Here is a 16,813-nt window from a genome sequence, read left to right as displayed (position 1 = left end):
CGTCAACCGCCCTGATCTTTCCCCCCGGAACTCAATCTCAGTCAGCTTTTGCAGCAGCTTCTCGCTGCGCTAGCTCTGTTACACCAAAGCCACCTTCCCGATTTTCAGGGAAGAGAGGCCAGGCAAGCTGCTGACCGAGGGTCGCGGGAGCCAAATTTTCAACGCCGTAGCTATCCGGATAACGGCGGGTAATTTTCGCGGTGCCAAAAAGGACATCCCAGAAAAACAGGAGATTGCCATAATTGCCCTTATAGTGGGTTGCGCCATCGGCGAGGTGCCGACCATGATGGGCGTGATGCGTAGCGGGTGTCGAGATTGTTCTCTCCACGACCCACATGATCGGCGAAAGCCATTTGATCTTGTATAGCGGCGCATCCCACGCCACGTCGCTATGGGCGCCGATAATGACCGCCATCTTGACGACGATATAACCGACATAGACCCATCCGAGTCCAAGATAGATGAGAATGCCGGAAAACCAGATGCCTGGCATGATCGAATAATAGAACAGGTTGTTCCGATAAACCAGGCGGATGCTCATGTAGCGCGCATTGTGATGGGCGCGATGGAGATTGTAGAGAAACGGAATGCTGTGCGACAGGCGGTGCCACCAGTATTGGGTCATATCGTCAAAAATCAGAAACAGCGCGATCGCCGCCAGCAGCGGGATATTGGCCAGCGCGCCGGCCCATTGCGGCGCAGCAGCACCCATCAGAAATTGAGCTGCAACAATGATCATCGGCTGCGTGAAGATCAGCAGGACCGCAGAGCCGATAATTTCGACAAAGGCATCGTTCCGGGTCTGTTCCGGCTTTTGGAACAAATGCGTGCGAATCAGCTCGAGCGTGCCGAACAGCGCAAAAATCCCAATAATGGCAAAAACTTCCGGACGCATTTCTTCTCTTTGGCAATTCCGTAAAACTTGATTTCGAAAGCCGTCTAACAGATAGCCGATAGTGCAAATGCTAAGAGGTTTACAATTGGCGGCATCAAATTCCAAAACTCGGTCTTTGTCGAGCGCGGCCGGCTTTGTGACTGCGCTTCCGGACGAAGTTCGCCAGCGGTTGCTGAGTCACGGGCGCGCCCGCGATTTTTCCAAGGGGGAGTTGATCCAGCAACGCGGCGATCCGGGCCATGCTTTCTGGTATATCGCGCGCGGAACGGTGCAGATCGGCCGTTTCTCGGTGGATGGAAATCTGAATCTGTTTGCATTGTTGGGCGTTGGCGACAGCTTCGGCGAACAAGCCTTTCTCGGCGAGTTCCCGCGGCTGGTCGACGCGATTGCCGGCAGCGATGCGACGCTTATCCGTATCGGAGAAACCGAATTGCAAGCGGCGATCACCGCAGATGTCACCGTCGCACGCATCCTGTTGAAAGCGATGGCCACCATGGTGCAACAAGCCTTTGATATGGTGGAAGAAGGGCGCAAGGTTTCAACAGTGGAGCGGGTATCAAGAGCACTGTCCCGTCTGCGCGCCACGGATCCGTCAGATCCTGTTGTCGCGGTGACGCAGCAGGAATTGGCCGATTTGGTGGGCGTCTCCCGGGTGTCCCTGGGAAAGGCTTTGGCCAAGCTGGAGTCCGCCGACATCATTGCCAGACGCTATGGCCGGATCAAAATTATCAACCCGGATCGCTTGAACGCCGGGTTGCCGCTCGACTAAAGTCAGTCGCTCGGCCCCTAGCCACCCGTTGGCCTATTCTTCCGGTTTCACCGCCAGGGTAATCTCCCGCACGAACCGCTGCTGCATGTCGGATCGTTGCAGGCCTGCGGAAACATCAGACGGTGCGCCGTACATGCTGCTGAGCAGAACCAGATCCCAATCGCTAATCGATGCTGGCGGGGTGTTGTCTGCGGCAAGGCTGTCAAACAGGGAGAGGATCGAAAAGGCCGCTGGCTTGGCGCCCGCGCCTGACTTGACCTCGAGATAGGATCGCATGGCGGCATAATCGGCAATTTGCACGGTCGTCAAACCGACCAGAGCATCCTGTTCCAGGACCAGATAGGAATGGCGCATCGCTTCCATGGTGGGCGTCTTGATTTTGGATTTTACCGTTGAATAAACCGGGGAAACCGTGGTTTTCGCCTGTTCCGTGGGCAAATCGACAACATCTTCGGTGCGATGGACGAAACCGGACGCCGCGGTGACCGTATCCACGCGCTTCCAGCTAAAAGCTGGTCCGTCCAGCTTCAAAAGCTGATCGCGCTGATAGACAGGCATGGTGCCGAAAATATTCTTGTGCTTTTTCCGCAGATCGGACACCGTCTTCGGACCATTTTTGACAATGGCGACGAATACGTTCGGTGTGCAATCCTGTTGGGCCACGCCCATGTCTGCGGTCCGTGCAACGGCGCGCATCCGCTGCTCAATTGCGCTGTTATTCTCTTTTGACAAACCGGAGACGAGGGGGCAGATGGCGTCCGAGAAGCGGGCATATTGTCCCTGGTGCCGGCCGCCGCGCGGCACCGCGATGGACGTGTCGATAAACTGCGCCACCGCTTTCTTCACATCCGCTGTTGTTCGCAATCCGGTCACGATAATATCATTCTCGCTCGACGGTTCGACCGTGGCGGTTGCCGAGGCGACGGTCGCGGGAAGGCTCAAAGTCAGAGAAGCGGCGGCGAGCGGAACGAGGAACTTCATGACAGGATGCCTTTCTTTGGAGATGGGCCGAGGCTAGCCCGGAAAACCGTCATGTAAAGCATCAAATGTCATAGGCTTAATCTGTTTCTTCCAGGAACCAGCGCATCACACCGCCTTGAAAAGGGGTCCACAGACCGGTCCGGATGCCCGACCGCTTCAGCACGTCATTGGTCCAGTTATTGCAGGTAAAAAAGGCGTTATAATGGCCTTTTGCATCGTAAAACAGATCATCCGCTCCATAACCGCGCGAAGGAATGGCGGCACCGGATGCGTCCCGGACGAACCGCGCTTCGATCAGTTCCACCATCTTCCGATATTCTTCGCGACTGACGGTGAATCCCCGGCGATAATGGGGATAAGCCTGTGGATATCTCAGGTGATAAACATGCAGCAAGACATGGTCGCTGCCAAATATGGCGCTGGCAGCGTCGCGAAACCGCAAGTCCTGCCAATATTCGGCGTTGCGATACACACCTTCATGGCCCCAGCCGATCAATATATGACTGCCATATCGCGAGGGGTCGGCGAGATGGTCTGCCCGGATCAGTGGGCTCCAATCATGAACATCACTTTGCAACGGCATCACAATTCCGGTGTGCAAGCCATTGGTTTCTATAAACAGTTCAATACCGTCTTCCGGACTTTTCCAATCGGGATTGGAGGGAAAAATGCTGCCAAAAAGCGCCGCCAGCAGATAAAGCGCGACAATCGCCAACAACCCTTTGGCGATGCGTTTTGGCCATTTTGTCGTGAAAGTTGCCATTGAAACCTTATCTGCTGTAGAGTCATCCCATGCTGACATCGCCCGACCCCGAATCCCATGTCTATGACAAGCCACCAGCGCACGCAAATGCCGACTGGACGATAGACCAGAACTGGTCCGCCTATAGTGCGGAAGAACATCAGACCTGGGATACGCTTTTTGCCCGCCAGCGAAAAATGCTTCCCGGTCGCGCGGCCCAGGCGTTTCTGGACGGGATGGATATTCTCAATCTGTCAGAGCCGGGCATTCCCGATTTCAACGAACTGAATCGGATATTGATGGATGCCACCGGCTGGCAGGTGGTCGCCGTGCCCGGACTGGTGCCGGACGACGTCTTTTTCGAACATCTCGCTAATCGGCGTTTTGTCTCGGGCAATTTCATCCGCAAGCCCGATCAGCTCGACTATCTGCAGGAACCGGACATTTTCCATGACGTATTTGGTCATGTGCCGATGCTCGCCGACCAACGCTTTGCCGACTATATGGCCGCTTACGGGCGCGGCGGTTTGCGTGCGCTAAAATTTGGCACGCTCAAGCAATTGGCGCGTCTCTACTGGTACACGGTCGAGTTCGGGTTGATCCAGGAGGCGGACGGCTTGCGGATCTACGGCGCCGGCATCGTGTCGAGCTATGGCGAGAGCAAGTTCGCATTGGATGATCCCAGCCCCAACCGGATCATGTTTGATCTCGAGCGGGTGTTGAGAACCGAATATCGGATTGATGACTATCAGCAGAATTATTTTGTCATTCCCAGTCTCGACGAATTGCTGCGGGTCACGGTCGAAACCGATTTCAAGCCGGTCTATGAAAAGATTGCCGCTATGCCCGATATCGCGATAGCCGAGATAGCGAACGACGATATTGTGCTGACAAAGGGCACGCAGGCCTATGCCGAGGGCCAGACCGGCAAGGCTGTGGTCATCTGATCAGCGACATTCTGGCGCAGAGTCAGCATTCACCAAAATAATCCGCGGCGAGCGGAGATTTGCCGATCATGGCTGTGCGCTTCGGTCCATATTGCCGAGCCTTGACCAGCGTCAGGCAGGGCCATTCCTGATCGCAATGAACCTTGCGCAGGCGAAAACCGAGCCGGATATAAGCGTGCAAGACATCCGATTGCTGCCGCTCCAGCAAGCCGGCCAGAATCAATCGCGTTCCCGGTGCGGCTGCAGCCGCCAATTGCGGCGCCAGCGCGACCAGCGGACCGGCGAGAATATTCGCGATGATCAGATCAAAGGGCGCGCGCTTTTGAATATCGCGGTGATCCAGTCCGTTGCTGGTGATCATCTCAATCGCATGGGGCATGGGGCCGGTCCGCAGGCCATTGGCCGCGGCATTGGCGAGGCTCACAGAGACCGCAACCGGGTCGATATCACTCGCCAGGATTCTGCGCGGTGGGCCACAAGTGCCGGGCGGCAATCGCCAACAGCCCGGTGCCTGTACCGATATCGGCAATATTGCGAAATTGCCCTCCGGTGCGTTTGAGGCGATCGAGCGTCTCGAGGCATCCCAAAGTGGTTTCGTGATGCCCGGTGCCAAACGCCTGGCCAGCGTTGATTTCAATATTCCGGACTCCGGTTTCGGTACTTGGCGCACTGTCGGAGGTGTGGACATAAAACCGTCCGGCGCGCAGCGGTTCAAGGCCCTGCTGACTCATCGCGACCCAGTCTTCATCGCCCAGTTTTTCGACCACTGGCTGCTGTTTCGCGGCGATCGCTGAAGGCGACCAGCCGCGCATCTCGCTCAGCAAGGCGCTGTCCGGTTCCGTGTCGCAATAGATATCGATCATCCAGTCGTCAGGCCGGTCGGCGCTGGCTTCGCGGGTGACGATTGTCGGCGCGCTATCCTCTCCGGGCCGGAGCAGCGCATCTTCGGGTATGGCTTCGGCTTCGGTCCGCGAACAGGGCAGGCTGATTTTCCAGCAATCGGTCATCGCACGACCCGGGTGGCTGTTGTGGTGTCAGGCATCGGCCTGTTCGAGGGCTTCATTGGCTTCCATCCACAGCTGTTCCTGTTCCTCCAGCGCGGTCTGCGCCTTGGCCCGCAACAGCATCAGTTCGGTCATGGTCTGGCCGCTATATTCGGCCTCGGCAGAAGCCGGGTCAAACATCGCACGATCAATCGCCGAAATCGTTTTGCCCAGCGCTTCGAGCTGTTTCTCGGCCTTGCTCGCGGTTTTGCGCAGTTCGGATTGCTGCTTGCGCCGTTCCGCAGCCTGTCGGCGTTCTTCCTTGCGGTGGCCGCCGCTGGTTGCGGCGCCCGGTTTGCTATCCTGATTCCGTCCGAGAACAAAATCGGTATAATCATCCAGCGTGCCGGCAAATTCCTCTGCCTTGCCGCTATCCACCATGATCAGCCGATCAGCGGTCAGTTCGAGCATGTGCCGATCATGGCTGACCAGCACGACCGCGCCATTATATTCATTCAACGCGTGGACCAACGCCTCACGCGCGTCGACATCGAGATGATTGGTTGGCTCATCGAGGATTAGCAGATGCGGCGCGTCGCGCGTGATCAGCGCCAGCGCCAGCCGCGCGCGTTCGCCGCCGGACAGTTTGCCGACCTTCACCGTGGCCTTGTCGCCGGAAAAACCGAACCGTCCCAGCTGGGCCCGCACCGCACCGGGTTTCGCATCCCGCATCAATCGCGTCATATGCTCCAGCGGGGTGTCGTCAACATCAAGTTCTTCGACCTGATATTGGGTGAAATAACCCACCGTAAGCTTGCCGGACTTGTTGATCGCACCGGCTTTGGGGGCCAACTGGCTGGACAGCAGGCGCGCCAGCGTGGTCTTGCCGTTGCCGTTGCGGCCGAGCAGCGCCGTGCGATCATCCGGATCGAGCCGCAGGTTCAGCCCGGACAGCACGATATTCTCTTCATAGCCGACAGCCGCCTCATCCAGCGTTACCAGGGGCGGCTTGAGCTCCGATGGGCTAGGGAAATGGAAACTGAGCGAAGGGTCGTCAATCGCCGCTGCAATCGGTTCCATGCGGGCGAGCGCCTTGATCCGGCTTTGCGCCTGTTTCGCGCTATGCGCCTTGGTCCGCCAGCGATCGACAAAGGCCTGCAGCTTGTCGCGTTCGGCCGTCTGCTTTTCGCGCGCCGCCGCCATTTGCGCCTGCCGTTCGGCCCGCTGTTTCTCGAACGCGTCATAGCCGCCGGGATAGAGCGTGGTCTTGCCATGCTGCAGATGCAAAATATGATCGACGACATTGTTGAGCAGATCGCGTTCATGGCTGACCACCAGAATCGTCGCGGCATAGCTGCGGAGAAAATTCTCCAGCCACAGGGTGGCCTCAAGGTCGAGATGGTTGGAGGGCTCATCGAGCAGCAATATTTCGGGTTGCGAGAACAGCAAAGCCGCAAGCGCGACCCGCATCCGCCAGCCACCGGAAAAACTGTCCATCGGCTGTTGCTGCGCCGCTTCGTCAAAGCCCAGTCCGACCAGGATGCGGGCGGCCCGCGCCGGCGCGCTGTGCGCATCGATCATGTTCAGCCGTTCGTGAATTTCGCCAATCCGGTGCGGATCGGAAGCGGTTTCGGATTCCGCCAGCAGCGCGCTGCGTTCGGTGTCGGCCGCCAGCACGGTATCGAGCGGCGATTCCGATCCCGCCGGCGCTTCCTGGGCGATATAGCCCATGCGCGCATCCCGCGGCATGTCGACACTGCCATCATCGGGATCGAGCAGCCCGGCGACAATTTTCATCAGCGTCGATTTGCCCGCCCCGTTGCGCCCGATCAGGCCGACGCGCGCGCCCGGGGGCAGGGCGGCGGTCGCCCCGTCGAGAATGACTGTGCCGCCAAGGCGCACCGTGATGTTGCTGAAGTTAAGCATCGGCTGCCGTTAGCGGAGCCAGAGAGATTCGGCCAGCCTTACTCGCTATGGCTACCCTGGTGGTCTGCGCTCATCCGTTGTCCCAGATCAGGCTGCCTTGATTGCACAGTTGCACGACCAGCGCCGTGATGGCGTCCGACCGGAGCAGGGTGGTATCGATCGGCGCGGTGATCGATTGGCACAGCTGTTCGGCAAAGGCGGCGCTGTCCGCGTTGCAGGCAAAGCTCTCACCATCGACAAACAGGGTGAGCGCTGCATCCGTGTCGCGGATAAAAGTGAACCGGCTGGCAGGATTGCGCTGCAACAACTGTCCTTCACCGATCTGTTGCCGCAATCGCGCGCGATCAATGGGCTCGTCCGTACGCCAGTCGGCATCCGGATATTTGGGGGTGCTGCTATAGGCGCCGAACCATCGGGCAAAGGCCGCGCGATCGCCCAGCTTCTCGGTCACCAGCGCGTGGAGCTGATCGAGGGCGGCGGGGGTGATTTCCCCGGGATTGGCCTGCGCGGGCAGGCCAGGATCGCCATAGCGGTCATCCTCGGTCATCCCGGCGAGCAGATCGTCGGCCCAATAGCCAATCAGTTCGCTGCGCGATGGCGCGCGAAAACCGATGGAATAGGTCATGCAGTCATCCCCGATGGCGCTGCCGTCATGGGCAATGCCGGGAGGAACGTAGAGAATATCGCCGGGTTCGCAGATCCATTCTTCGGTCGTCTGGAAATCGGCAATCTGCCGGACGTCGCAGTCGGGCACCAGGGCGGTGCTGTCATCGCACCGCTGCCCCAGTTTCCAGCGCCGCCGGCCCTGGCCCTGGACAAGGAACACATCATAATGATCGAAATGCGGCCCGACGCCGCCGCCATCCGCAGCGTAACTGACCATCACGTCATCGATCCGCCAGTCGGGAATGAAGCGAAAGGGGGCCATCAGCGCCGCGACTTCCGGGAGATAGTGATCCACCGCCTGGACCAGCAACGTCCAATTTTCGCGGCCCAGATCGGCAAAGCGGGATTCCGAAAACGGCCCGTTTTCAAGCTTCCATTCGCTAGGCCCCACGCCACTCTGACCCGTGATCAGCCGGGATTCGATCCCGTCCTCACACGCCAGTCCTGCAAGAATATCCGGTTCGACCGGGTTCTGCCAGTCTGCCCACGGATTGCGGATCAGCAAGGGTTTTTGCTGCCAATAGTCCCGCAGGAACATCTCATGATCGAAAGCTGTCAATTGCATGCGGCCCCTATACGAGATTGCGCTGCATATTCACCCCATAATCGCCTTTCCCGCAATGCCATTGCCGATTGCCTTGGGGGCTGCCAAAGAAGCGGCATGGCTTGCCTTGTCCTCTTTAACAAACCCTTTGGGGTCTTGTCGCAGTTTACCGACAAGGGCACGGAAACCGCGCGGCAGACCTTGTCGGACTTTATCGACATGCCCGGCGTTTATCCGGCTGGCCGGCTGGACCGGGACAGCGAGGGCTTGATGCTGCTGACCGATGACGGGAAACTGCAGGCGCGCATTGCCGATCCCAAACATAAAATGCCCAAAACCTATCTGGTTCAGGTCGAGGGGGATCCGCAGGACGCTGATCTGAAGCCGCTGCGGCAAGGGGTCCGTCTCAAGGATGGCATGACCCGGCCGGCCACAATAGACCGCATCGCCGCCCCCGATCTATGGCCGCGGGATCCGCCAATCCGGGTGCGCCAGACGGTGCCGGACTGCTGGCTGCAGGTGACGATCAGCGAAGGGCGTAACCGGCAGGTCCGGCGCATGACGGCGGCGATCGGATTTCCAACGTTGCGGCTGGTGCGCTGGCAGGTAGGCGACTGGTCGGTTGCCGGTCTGGAACCGGGCAAATGGCAGCGCGTGCCAGCCGGTTAGGCTGCGATCAGGGCGCTGTCTGTCCCTGATCCAGCTGGGCGATCTGGCGTTTCAGGGCCGGGCCAAGAAGCAAGAAAAGCACCGATCCGCTGATCGCGAACAGCGCGTTCATCACCCAGAATCCGGCGGCGCCCATCGTCTCGTAATAGCCGGCAACGAAGCCGGATCCCACACCGCTGACAAAAGCCGTGAGATAGACGACCGCGACCATCATTCCATTGACCGAATCCGGCGCGCAGCGAGAGACGAACGCCAGGACGGTCGGCCAGGTCCACATGAACGCAATGCCGGAGCAGGTGAAAGCGATCAGCGGAAAGATGATGTGAACCTTGCCGTCGCCCGCGAGAAACGACCCCAGCGCCATCATCGCCGGCGACACCGCCATGACGGCTGCGCCAATTGCCATTTTGCCGAAATCGCCGGGTTCTCGTCCGCGCCGGGCCTGCGCCCCCCACAACCCGATCAGCAACGGAACAATCAGAACCGACGAGAGCGAATCAAGAGACGAGAACCAGGGAGTCGGAACCGAATTTGAAAAGGCGTTGAGATCAACTTCTCCGGCAACCCAGATCAGGCCAACATTGAACATCTGATCATAAGCCAGAAACTGGAAAATGATGAGCACCAGCACAACACCGATCAGCATCAGCATCTGGCGTTGCTGCCGGTCTAGCGGACGACGCGGTTCGGCGCTTCGCGGCCCGGCAGAGGAGGCTGCAAAATGGCGCATGCCGGCGAAATAGATTATCGCTGCGACGATCATGAACAGTCCGGCCGTACCAAAGCCGACATGCCAGCCATAGATCTGCGCCAGCAGACCGCAAACCAGCGGCCCCGCGATCGCACCGATATTGATCCCGGTGGAAAAAATGGTGAAGCCCCGGGTTCGTCGGGCTTCGTCCTCTTTCGGATAGAGATGGCCGACTTGCGCGGCGATATTGCCTTTCAGACAACCCGATCCGAGCACCAGCAGCAACAATGCGACCAATACCGTCAGCTCAAACGCCATCGCAAAATGGCCGAGGGTCATCAGGATGATCCCGATCATCACCGTCTTGTTGGCGCCCAGCCAGCGGTCGGCAATCAGGCCGCCGAACAGCGGCGTGAAATAGACCAGGCCAGCATAAAGGCCAAAAACCTGACTGGCAAAAGCCTGGGTCGACAGCGGCCCGGTGACCGATTCCACCGCCGCCCGAAATCCGGCCATGCCGGCGACATTCTCGATATGACCGGGCAGCAACAATTCCTGCACCATATACAGGATCAGCAATGCGCGCATGCCGTAGAAAGAAAACCGTTCCCAGGCTTCGGTCGAAGCGAGAAAGATCAAGCCTTTCGGATGGCCCATGAACAGGTCTTCTGATGCTAGGCTTGCTGCGGTGCTCATTTATCGTCTCCCCCAAGACGGCCTGCTCGGCGAGCGGCTGCCTGCCTCTTATGGAACCGGTTGCCAAGAAGCAAGAGCGCTGCTGCTCTGGGGGCTGCTCAGACTTTTGTTGCCAGCCAGATCACATGATGGGCGCCGCGATCGCGATGCGCGCGCACCGGAACCACGTCCACCTGATAGCCGCACGCTTGCAGGCGGTTGGTGAACCGGTCATCCGGGGCCGACGACCAGACCGCCAATATGCCGCCAGAGCGCAGGCTGCGATGGGCTTGCCGAAGACCGGCCTTGCCATAGAGCCGGTCGTTGGCGGCATGGGTAAGGCCGTCGGGCCCATTGTCGACATCGAGCAGGATCGCGTCATAGGCGTTGCTGTCTCCGGTAATCAGATCGAAGACATCGCCGGTGACAATCTGCGTACGCGGATCGTCGAGACTGTCGCCGTAAAGCGCTTGCATCGGGCCGCGCGCCCAGTCGATTACGGCGGGAACCAGCTCCGCCACCACGATGGCCGCCTCGGGACCAAGCAACGGCAATATCGCGCGCAAGGTGAAGCCCATGCCCAGACCGCCGATCAGCACCTGCGGCGCTTTGCAAGTGTCGAGACGCGCGGAGGGCAGGGTTGCAAGCGCCTCCTCCGACCCGCTCAACCGGCTGTTCATCAGCTCGTTATTGCCGAGCATGATCGAAAATTCCGGGCCGTTTTTGAGGTCGCGCTGAAACAGGCGCAATTGTTCTCCGCTGCCCGGGATCGTCGCCGTGTCGATCAGGATCCTGGGGATCAACGCACGAAGCTCGCGCCATTGGCATCGAGCACGGCGCCGGTCATCGAAGCGGGCGCGTCGAGGGCGCAATATTTTGCCATCGAGGCGATTTCTTCGGGCTGTGCCACCCGGCCAAGCGGAATGTCCTGCAGCAATTTGTCCCCGCCGCGGCTTTCCAGATAATCTTCCGCCATGCCGGTCATCGTGAAGCCGGGGCAAATGGCGTAGGCCAATATGCCCTGTCCGGCATAGGCCCGGGCAATTGTCTTGGTCATCGCGACCATGCCGCCTTTCGATGCCGCATAATGCCAATGATCGGGGCTGTCGCCGCGATAGGCGGCGCGGCTGGCAATATTGATGATCTCGACCCGGCTGGTCCCGGTCCTGAAAATGGCGGACCGCTAGCCGGCAGAGTTGCGCGGATGCGGTCAAATTGATCTGCATCGTGCGGTTCCAGCTGTCGAGCCAGTCCGCTTCGCTGTCGCCCAGCGGATTGGGATCGAATATGCCAGCATTGTTGATCAGGATATCGATGGTCCCGTCCAGCCGGCTCAAGGCTTCTTCCCAGAACCTGGTGACCGCCGGAGCGGTGTTGAAGTCCGCGCCAAGCAGGCCGTCTTCTCCGCTTGTGCTGTGACCAATGGCCGTGGTGACCTGCGGATCAAAGCTTTCGAGTATGGCTTCACCGATGCCGCGACTGGCACCGGTTACGAGGATATGCGATTTTCTGTTTGTCATGCTGGTGCGAATAGAACGACCGGTGCAAAAGGTCCAACCCGCGATGCGATAACGGCTCACAAATTTGCTAGCAGTTTCGCGATTTGCACCGGCGATTGTCCTATTCGCATCATAAACTCGCCACTGGAGCAAGAAAAAGCGGCGCATCCTGTTTGCACTGGCGATTGTTTTCGCTAAGGGATTGGTTCGTTTACAAAGACTCTGCCGCGGGCCGAGTCTGTGATCAGGGGACTAACATTGGTACAGCCAAAGAACCGGCCACTATCGCCGCATCTGGGAATTTATAAGTGGGGCCCGCATATGCTGGTCTCCATTTTGCACCGCGCCACCGGCGACGGGCTGGCGCTGCTCGGTGCGCCGCTGCTGGTCTGGTGGCTCTACAGTATTTCGGCCGGACCGGAATCCTACGAAACCTTTACCGGCATCATGACTTCGGTGCCCGGTTTCATCGTCATGATCGGCATGACCTTCGCCCTGTTCGAACATACATATTCCGGCCTGCGCCACTTCGTGCTTGATGCCGGAGCGGGCTATGAGCTGCAGTCGAACAAGCTGTGGTCCTGGATCGTCCCGATACTGGCGATCCTCTCGACCGCCATTTTGTGGTTTGCCATTTACGCCAAGTTGATCGGATAAGACTATGGGATCAGGAACAAATATTGGCCGCGTACGCGGTCTGGGTTCGGCCAAAGAGGGCGCACATCACTGGATTTTGCAGCGGGTCACTGCGGTCGGCAATCTTGCGCTGATCGGCTGGTTGCTGATTTCGCTGCTGCGACTGCCCAACTATGATCACGAACTGCTCGTCGGATGGCTTTCGTCGCCACTGGTTGCGGTTCCGATGATGCTCATGCTGGTCAGCATATTCTGGCACTTGCGGCTTGGGTTGCAGGTGCTGATTGAGGATTATGTTCCCGATCATGGCCTGAAATTCGGCCTTATTCTCTTGCTCAACTTTTTCGCCATTGGCGCGCCAGCGATTGGAATTTTCGCGGTTGCCAAGGTCGCCTTTTCCGGAGTGGCTGCATAATGACTGATGAAAACACACAGCCTGCCTACAAGATTATTGACCATACATTTGACACCGTGGTTGTCGGTGCCGGCGGGTCCGGTTTGCGGGCCACCATGGGATCGGCTGAAGCCGGCCTGAAAACCGCCTGTATTACCAAGGTCTTCCCGACCCGGTCGCACACGGTTGCGGCGCAAGGCGGCATTGCTGCCTCGCTCGGCAACAACACGCCCGATCACTGGTCCTGGCACATGTACGATACGGTCAAGGGCTCCGACTGGCTCGGCGATCAGGATGCGATCGAATATCTCGTCCGTGAAGCGCCCCAGGCGGTGTACGAACTGGAGCATGCCGGTGTCCCGTTTTCGCGCAACGAAGACGGCACAATCTATCAGCGCCCGTTTGGCGGCCACATGCAGAATATGGGCGAAGGCCCGCCGGTCCAGCGGACCTGTGCGGCGGCTGACCGGACTGGTCACGCAATGCTCCACGCGCTCTATCAGCAGAGCCTGAAATATGACGCGGATTTCTTCATCGAATATTTCGCGATCGACCTGATCATGGAAGACGGCGAGTGCCGTGGCGTGATTGCCATCTGCCTGGAAGACGGTTCAATCCATCGGTTCCGCGCGCATGCGGTGGTGCTGGCAACGGGCGGCTATGGTCGCTGCTATTACAGCGCAACCTCGGCCCATGCCTGTACCGGTGACGGTGGCGGCATGGTCCTGCGCGCTGGTCTGCCGCTGCAGGACATGGAATTTGTCCAGTTTCACCCGACCGGAATCTACGGTGCCGGCGTGCTGATCACCGAAGGCGCGCGCGGCGAGGGCGGTTATCTGACCAACTCCGAAGGCGAGCGGTTCATGGAACGCTATGCGCCAAGCGCCAAGGATCTCGCCAGCCGCGACGTGGTGTCCCGCTGCATGGCGACCGAAATTCGCGAAGGCCGCGGGGTCGGGCCGGAAAAAGATCATATCTATCTCCATCTCGATCATATCGATCCCGGTGTGCTGGCCGAGCGGCTGCCCGGTATTACCGAAACCGGAAAAATTTTCGCTGGTGTCGATCTGACGCGGCAGGCGCTGCCGGTTGTTCCGACGGTCCACTATAATATGGGCGGTATTCCCTGCAATTATCATGGCGAAGTGATCAATCCGACCAAGGATGATCCGGACGCGGTTGTGTCCGGTCTCTACGCGGTTGGTGAAGCCGCCTGCGTGTCGGTCCATGGTGCAAACCGCCTGGGTTCCAACTCGCTGATCGATCTCGTGGTGTTTGGCCGGGCCACCGGCCTGCGCCTGAAAGACAAGCTCAAGCCGGGCACGTCACACAAGCCGCTGCCGCAGGATTCAGCGGATCTGTCGCTGTCCCGCCTGGATCACTTCCGCTACGCGAAAGGCGATACGACCACGGCAGAATTGCGCACCGAAATGCAGAAGACGATGCAGAAAAACTGTGCCGTGTTCCGCGACGATGAATTGCTGGCCGAAGGTGTCAAGGAAATGCAGGCGGTCAACAAGAAGTTGACCGATGTCAGCGTCACCGATCGCTCGCTGATCTGGAATACCGATCTGATCGAAACGCTGGAGCTCGACAATCTGATGGGCCAGGCGGTCGTCACCATGGAAAGCGCTGCCAACCGCAAGGAGAGCCGCGGCGCCCACATGCAGGAAGATTATGAAGACCGGAATGACAAGGAATGGATGAAGCACACGGTTGCGACATTTGACGGCTGGGGCGGCCCCGACAAGGCACGCGGCACCGGCAAAGTCGCGATCGGCTATCGCCCGGTCCATGATTTCACCCTGACCGACGAAGCGGAATATGTGAAGCCGAAGAAGCGGGTTTACTAGTTCCCGATCATCCCCGCACGCTGCTGGAGCAATCCTGTCATGTCCAATGAAGAGCAAATCGACTATTGGAACGACAAGGCGGGCCGGAAATGGACCGAGCAGCAAGCGGCGTTGGATGTCATGCTGGCACCGGCCGCCGATCTGCTGCTGCAAACCGCCGGAATCCAGTCAGGCGAGCGCGTGCTCGATATTGGCTGCGGGACCGGGCAGACCAGTGTCATGGCGCTCGACGGCGGCGCGAACGTCACTGGTGTCGATGTGTCCGAACCGATGCTGGCCCTGGCCCGCGAACGGACCGCCGGGCATGCGGAGATGGTGCTGGCCGATGCGGCGACTTATCAGGCTGGCGAGGGTTTTGACCTGATCCTGTCGCGCTTTGGCGTGATGTTCTTTGAAGATCCGCTGGCGGCCTTCACCAATATCAGATCCAATCTGAAACCCGGCGGACGGATGGTGTTCGTGTGCTGGCAAAGCCCGAAAATCAACTACTGGGTGATGGTTCCGATGCAGGCGATCAAGCCGCTCTTGCCGGAAGCGCCCGAAACCGATCCACATGCGCCCGGTCCGTTTGCCTTTGCCGACCCGGAGCGCTTGGCGCAGATATTGAACGACGCCGGATTCCGGGACGTCGCCATCAGCCCCCATGCGATTGACGTGGCCCTCACCCAATCGGGCGGAGTGGATGGGGCCGTGGCCTTTTCCTCGCAAATCGGTCCGGCATCCCGCGCGCTCGACGAAGTTGACGCAGCGCTCCGCGCCCAATTGCTGGTCGCGCTAAAGGCGGCGCTCGCGCCCTATGATAAAGACGGCCGGGTCGCGTTGGATGGTGGGATCTGGCTCGTGCAGGCGCGCTAAGCCGGCATCAGAAACCTCTGAAATTATAAGCCAATGTCAGTTCAACCGGTCGCGGCGGGGCCAGGCATCCCTTGGTCACGGCGACGCCTTTCAGAAAACTCCGTCGCGCATTGCCGGCCGCAATCGCCGCGATAAAGCGGCGCTGGGCGGCATTGGCTCCGGATAGTTCCCGCACCACGCCGCGAAACGGGATCAGACCGCCGATCAACTCTCCCGCCACCCGGCTGACGCCCTGTTCGCGTTTTTCGGTGCGGCTTTCTTCCTGGATCTGATTGATATCCGGACCCAGCACACCATCCAGTTCGGCAATCTCGATCTGCAACGCGCGGCAGCCGCGCAGATTTTCCAGATCATAGGGATGGTCCTGCACCAGCAGCAACTTGTCCGGAATCTTGTCCTGGCGCAGATTGACGTCCTTGACCGGCTGCATCACCGCGTTCTCGGCATGTTTCTCCATCGGACTGTCCTGATGCGGCATGGCGGCATTGGCCGCGCTGGTGAACAGGATTGCCATCGCGGACGCTATTGCGGCTTTGCTGACGGACATGGCTAGTCCTCCCTAGCTGCCCCCTAGGTTGCGATGCCCCGCTATGTCTGGCCTATGGTCGCGCCGGTGCCTTGCAGCCCCGTTCGCGGCCAATGCCTTTCAGAAATCCTCGCCGCACTGTCCCAGCATAAACCGCGCGATTATAGCGCCGGCGTTCTGCATTGGCGCCCGTGACTTCACCAATCAGACCGCCAAAGGGAATGATCGATCCCACCGCGCTGCCAGCGACACGGCCGGCGGTTTCTTCCCGTTTCTTGGCCTTGCTTTTGTCGACCCGCTCATTGACATCGGGGCCGAGCACCGCATTGAGTTCCCGCACTTCCTGCTGGATCGCGGCGCAATTGCGCATGCCGCGCGTGCTATAGGGATTGCCCTGAATAGCTTTCAGCTTGGCCGGGATTTCCTTGCCGTCAAACGGTTCGGTAATCGTGTTGGCGACTTCGACTTCGGTCGACTCTTTCTTGGCCCCTTGCTGCGCCAGCGCCGGAGCTGTGCAGAGCAGGGTTCCCAGAGCTGCCGTGACTATGACTGGATATTTCAT

General features: G+C 59.3%; 18 protein-coding genes and 1 pseudogene. 7 read left to right on the top strand and 12 right to left on the bottom strand.

From position 1 onward, the window contains the following. Positions 1 to 37 precede the first annotated feature (37 nt). Positions 38 to 895, bottom strand: a complete 858-nt coding sequence (locus ACZ1GS_RS11010; RefSeq protein WP_472695233.1) for a sterol desaturase family protein — start codon at positions 893 to 895, stop codon at positions 38 to 40. Positions 896 to 1,031: 136 nt separating this feature from the next. On the opposite strand from ACZ1GS_RS11010, the gene ACZ1GS_RS11005 reads away from it, so the two are divergent. Beyond that, the gene (locus ACZ1GS_RS11005; RefSeq protein WP_472695232.1) at positions 1,032 to 1,664 is read left to right on the top strand and encodes a Crp/Fnr family transcriptional regulator; all 633 of its coding nucleotides are present in this window, start codon (positions 1,032 to 1,034) and stop codon (positions 1,662 to 1,664) included. 33 nt (positions 1,665 to 1,697) lie between these two features. On the opposite strand, the gene ACZ1GS_RS11000 is transcribed toward ACZ1GS_RS11005, so the two are convergent. Further along, a complete protein-coding gene (locus ACZ1GS_RS11000; protein ID WP_472695231.1) occupies positions 1,698 to 2,645 on the bottom strand; it encodes a hypothetical protein in 948 nt (315 codons plus the stop codon). A gap of 76 nt (positions 2,646 to 2,721) precedes the next feature. After that, on the bottom strand, positions 2,722 to 3,408 hold the full coding sequence (locus tag ACZ1GS_RS10995; RefSeq protein ID WP_472695230.1) for a TIGR02117 family protein: 687 nt from the start codon (positions 3,406 to 3,408) through the stop codon (positions 2,722 to 2,724). Between the two features lie 29 nt (positions 3,409 to 3,437). Here ACZ1GS_RS10995 and phhA point away from each other — a divergent pair, with 29 nt between their 5' ends. Further along, positions 3,438 to 4,334: a phenylalanine 4-monooxygenase gene (phhA, locus tag ACZ1GS_RS10990; RefSeq protein WP_472695229.1), complete on the top strand. Its 897-nt coding sequence runs from the start codon at positions 3,438 to 3,440 to the stop codon at positions 4,332 to 4,334. A gap of 22 nt (positions 4,335 to 4,356) precedes the next feature. Here phhA and ACZ1GS_RS10985 read toward each other — a convergent pair whose 3' ends face one another. From ACZ1GS_RS10985 to ACZ1GS_RS10970, 4 genes are all read right to left on the bottom strand, one after another. Further along, positions 4,357 to 4,758: a 50S ribosomal protein L11 methyltransferase gene (locus ACZ1GS_RS10985; protein WP_472695228.1), complete on the bottom strand. Its 402-nt coding sequence runs from the start codon at positions 4,756 to 4,758 to the stop codon at positions 4,357 to 4,359. Between the two features lie 22 nt (positions 4,759 to 4,780). Further along, positions 4,781 to 5,341, bottom strand: coding sequence for a 50S ribosomal protein L11 methyltransferase (locus tag ACZ1GS_RS10980; protein WP_472695227.1), 561 nt, complete (start codon positions 5,339 to 5,341; stop codon positions 4,781 to 4,783). A gap of 27 nt (positions 5,342 to 5,368) precedes the next feature. After that, positions 5,369 to 7,243, bottom strand: coding sequence for an ABC-F family ATP-binding cassette domain-containing protein (locus tag ACZ1GS_RS10975; RefSeq protein ID WP_472695226.1), 1,875 nt, complete (start codon positions 7,241 to 7,243; stop codon positions 5,369 to 5,371). Between the two features lie 70 nt (positions 7,244 to 7,313). Beyond that, complete coding sequence (locus ACZ1GS_RS10970; protein ID WP_472695225.1) at positions 7,314 to 8,474, bottom strand: JmjC domain-containing protein; 1,161 nt, start codon at positions 8,472 to 8,474, stop codon at positions 7,314 to 7,316. A 96-nt stretch (positions 8,475 to 8,570) separates the two neighbouring features. On the opposite strand from ACZ1GS_RS10970, the gene ACZ1GS_RS10965 reads away from it, so the two are divergent. After that, positions 8,571 to 9,122 (top strand): pseudouridine synthase, encoded by a 552-nt coding sequence (locus tag ACZ1GS_RS10965; protein ID WP_472695224.1) that lies wholly within the window; start codon positions 8,571 to 8,573, stop codon positions 9,120 to 9,122. Positions 9,123 to 9,129: 7 nt separating this feature from the next. Here ACZ1GS_RS10965 and ACZ1GS_RS10960 read toward each other — a convergent pair whose 3' ends face one another. The 3 genes and pseudogenes from ACZ1GS_RS10960 to ACZ1GS_RS10950 form a co-directional block, all read right to left on the bottom strand. Next, positions 9,130 to 10,509, bottom strand: a complete 1,380-nt coding sequence (locus ACZ1GS_RS10960) for a peptide MFS transporter (protein WP_472695223.1) — start codon at positions 10,507 to 10,509, stop codon at positions 9,130 to 9,132. Positions 10,510 to 10,607: 98 nt separating this feature from the next. After that, positions 10,608 to 11,291 (bottom strand): spermidine synthase, encoded by a 684-nt coding sequence (locus ACZ1GS_RS10955; RefSeq protein ID WP_472695222.1) that lies wholly within the window; start codon positions 11,289 to 11,291, stop codon positions 10,608 to 10,610. Further along, positions 11,288 to 12,008: pseudogene (locus tag ACZ1GS_RS10950) on the bottom strand (SDR family NAD(P)-dependent oxidoreductase). Before ACZ1GS_RS10950 ends, ACZ1GS_RS10955 begins: the two are co-directional and overlap by 4 nt. Before the next feature lie 237 nt (positions 12,009 to 12,245). Here ACZ1GS_RS10950 and sdhC point away from each other — a divergent pair. From sdhC to ACZ1GS_RS10930, 4 genes are read left to right on the top strand one after another with little or no spacing between them, the layout of a single operon-like run. Continuing rightward, positions 12,246 to 12,644 carry a succinate dehydrogenase, cytochrome b556 subunit gene (gene sdhC, locus ACZ1GS_RS10945; RefSeq protein ID WP_472695221.1) on the top strand — a complete coding sequence of 133 codons (399 nt, stop codon included), beginning with the start codon at positions 12,246 to 12,248 and terminating at the stop codon, positions 12,642 to 12,644. A 4-nt stretch (positions 12,645 to 12,648) separates the two neighbouring features. Beyond that, complete coding sequence (gene sdhD, locus ACZ1GS_RS10940) at positions 12,649 to 13,038, top strand: succinate dehydrogenase, hydrophobic membrane anchor protein (protein WP_472695220.1); 390 nt, start codon at positions 12,649 to 12,651, stop codon at positions 13,036 to 13,038. Next, positions 13,038 to 14,870: a succinate dehydrogenase flavoprotein subunit gene (sdhA, locus tag ACZ1GS_RS10935; RefSeq protein ID WP_472695219.1), complete on the top strand. Its 1,833-nt coding sequence runs from the start codon at positions 13,038 to 13,040 to the stop codon at positions 14,868 to 14,870. The genes sdhD and sdhA overlap by 1 nt, the downstream gene beginning before the upstream one ends. Positions 14,871 to 14,909: 39 nt before the next feature. Next, entirely contained in the window at positions 14,910 to 15,725 is an 816-nt protein-coding gene (locus ACZ1GS_RS10930) for a class I SAM-dependent methyltransferase (RefSeq protein WP_472695218.1), read from the top strand. Between the two features lie 7 nt (positions 15,726 to 15,732). On the opposite strand, the gene ACZ1GS_RS10925 is transcribed toward ACZ1GS_RS10930, so the two are convergent. Both ACZ1GS_RS10925 and ACZ1GS_RS10920 read right to left on the bottom strand, forming a co-directional pair. Beyond that, a complete protein-coding gene (locus ACZ1GS_RS10925; RefSeq protein WP_472695217.1) occupies positions 15,733 to 16,272 on the bottom strand; it encodes a hypothetical protein in 540 nt (179 codons plus the stop codon). A gap of 52 nt (positions 16,273 to 16,324) precedes the next feature. Beyond that, positions 16,325 to 16,813, bottom strand: coding sequence for a hypothetical protein (locus ACZ1GS_RS10920; RefSeq protein ID WP_472695216.1), 489 nt, complete (start codon positions 16,811 to 16,813; stop codon positions 16,325 to 16,327).

It is taken from the genome of Parasphingorhabdus sp. W113, from assembly GCF_055693205.1.
This window is presented reverse-complemented; position numbering and strand designations above follow the sequence as displayed.

Bases quoted from the DNA above. Each gene is read 5' to 3' on its own strand.
- ACZ1GS_RS10925 (WP_472695217.1), bottom strand. From the start codon at position 16,272: ATGTCCGTCAGCAAAGCCGCAATAGCGTCCGCGATGGCAATCCTGTTC.
- ACZ1GS_RS10920 (WP_472695216.1), bottom strand. From the start codon at position 16,813: ATGAAATATCCAGTCATAGTCACGGCAGCTCTGGGAACCCTGCTCTGC.
- phhA (WP_472695229.1), top strand. From the start codon at position 3,438: ATGCTGACATCGCCCGACCCCGAATCCCATGTCTATGACAAGCCACCA.
- ACZ1GS_RS10970 (WP_472695225.1), bottom strand. From the start codon at position 8,474: ATGCAATTGACAGCTTTCGATCATGAGATGTTCCTGCGGGACTATTGG.
- ACZ1GS_RS10975 (WP_472695226.1), bottom strand. From the start codon at position 7,243: ATGCTTAACTTCAGCAACATCACGGTGCGCCTTGGCGGCACAGTCATT.
- ACZ1GS_RS11000 (WP_472695231.1), bottom strand. From the start codon at position 2,645: ATGAAGTTCCTCGTTCCGCTCGCCGCCGCTTCTCTGACTTTGAGCCTT.
- sdhA (WP_472695219.1), top strand. From the start codon at position 13,038: ATGACTGATGAAAACACACAGCCTGCCTACAAGATTATTGACCATACA.
- ACZ1GS_RS11010 (WP_472695233.1), bottom strand. From the start codon at position 895: ATGCGTCCGGAAGTTTTTGCCATTATTGGGATTTTTGCGCTGTTCGGC.
- ACZ1GS_RS10965 (WP_472695224.1), top strand. From the start codon at position 8,571: ATGGCTTGCCTTGTCCTCTTTAACAAACCCTTTGGGGTCTTGTCGCAG.
- ACZ1GS_RS10980 (WP_472695227.1), bottom strand. From the start codon at position 5,341: ATGACCGATTGCTGGAAAATCAGCCTGCCCTGTTCGCGGACCGAAGCC.
- ACZ1GS_RS10995 (WP_472695230.1), bottom strand. From the start codon at position 3,408: ATGGCAACTTTCACGACAAAATGGCCAAAACGCATCGCCAAAGGGTTG.
- sdhD (WP_472695220.1), top strand. From the start codon at position 12,649: ATGGGATCAGGAACAAATATTGGCCGCGTACGCGGTCTGGGTTCGGCC.
- ACZ1GS_RS10930 (WP_472695218.1), top strand. From the start codon at position 14,910: ATGTCCAATGAAGAGCAAATCGACTATTGGAACGACAAGGCGGGCCGG.
- ACZ1GS_RS10960 (WP_472695223.1), bottom strand. From the start codon at position 10,509: ATGAGCACCGCAGCAAGCCTAGCATCAGAAGACCTGTTCATGGGCCAT.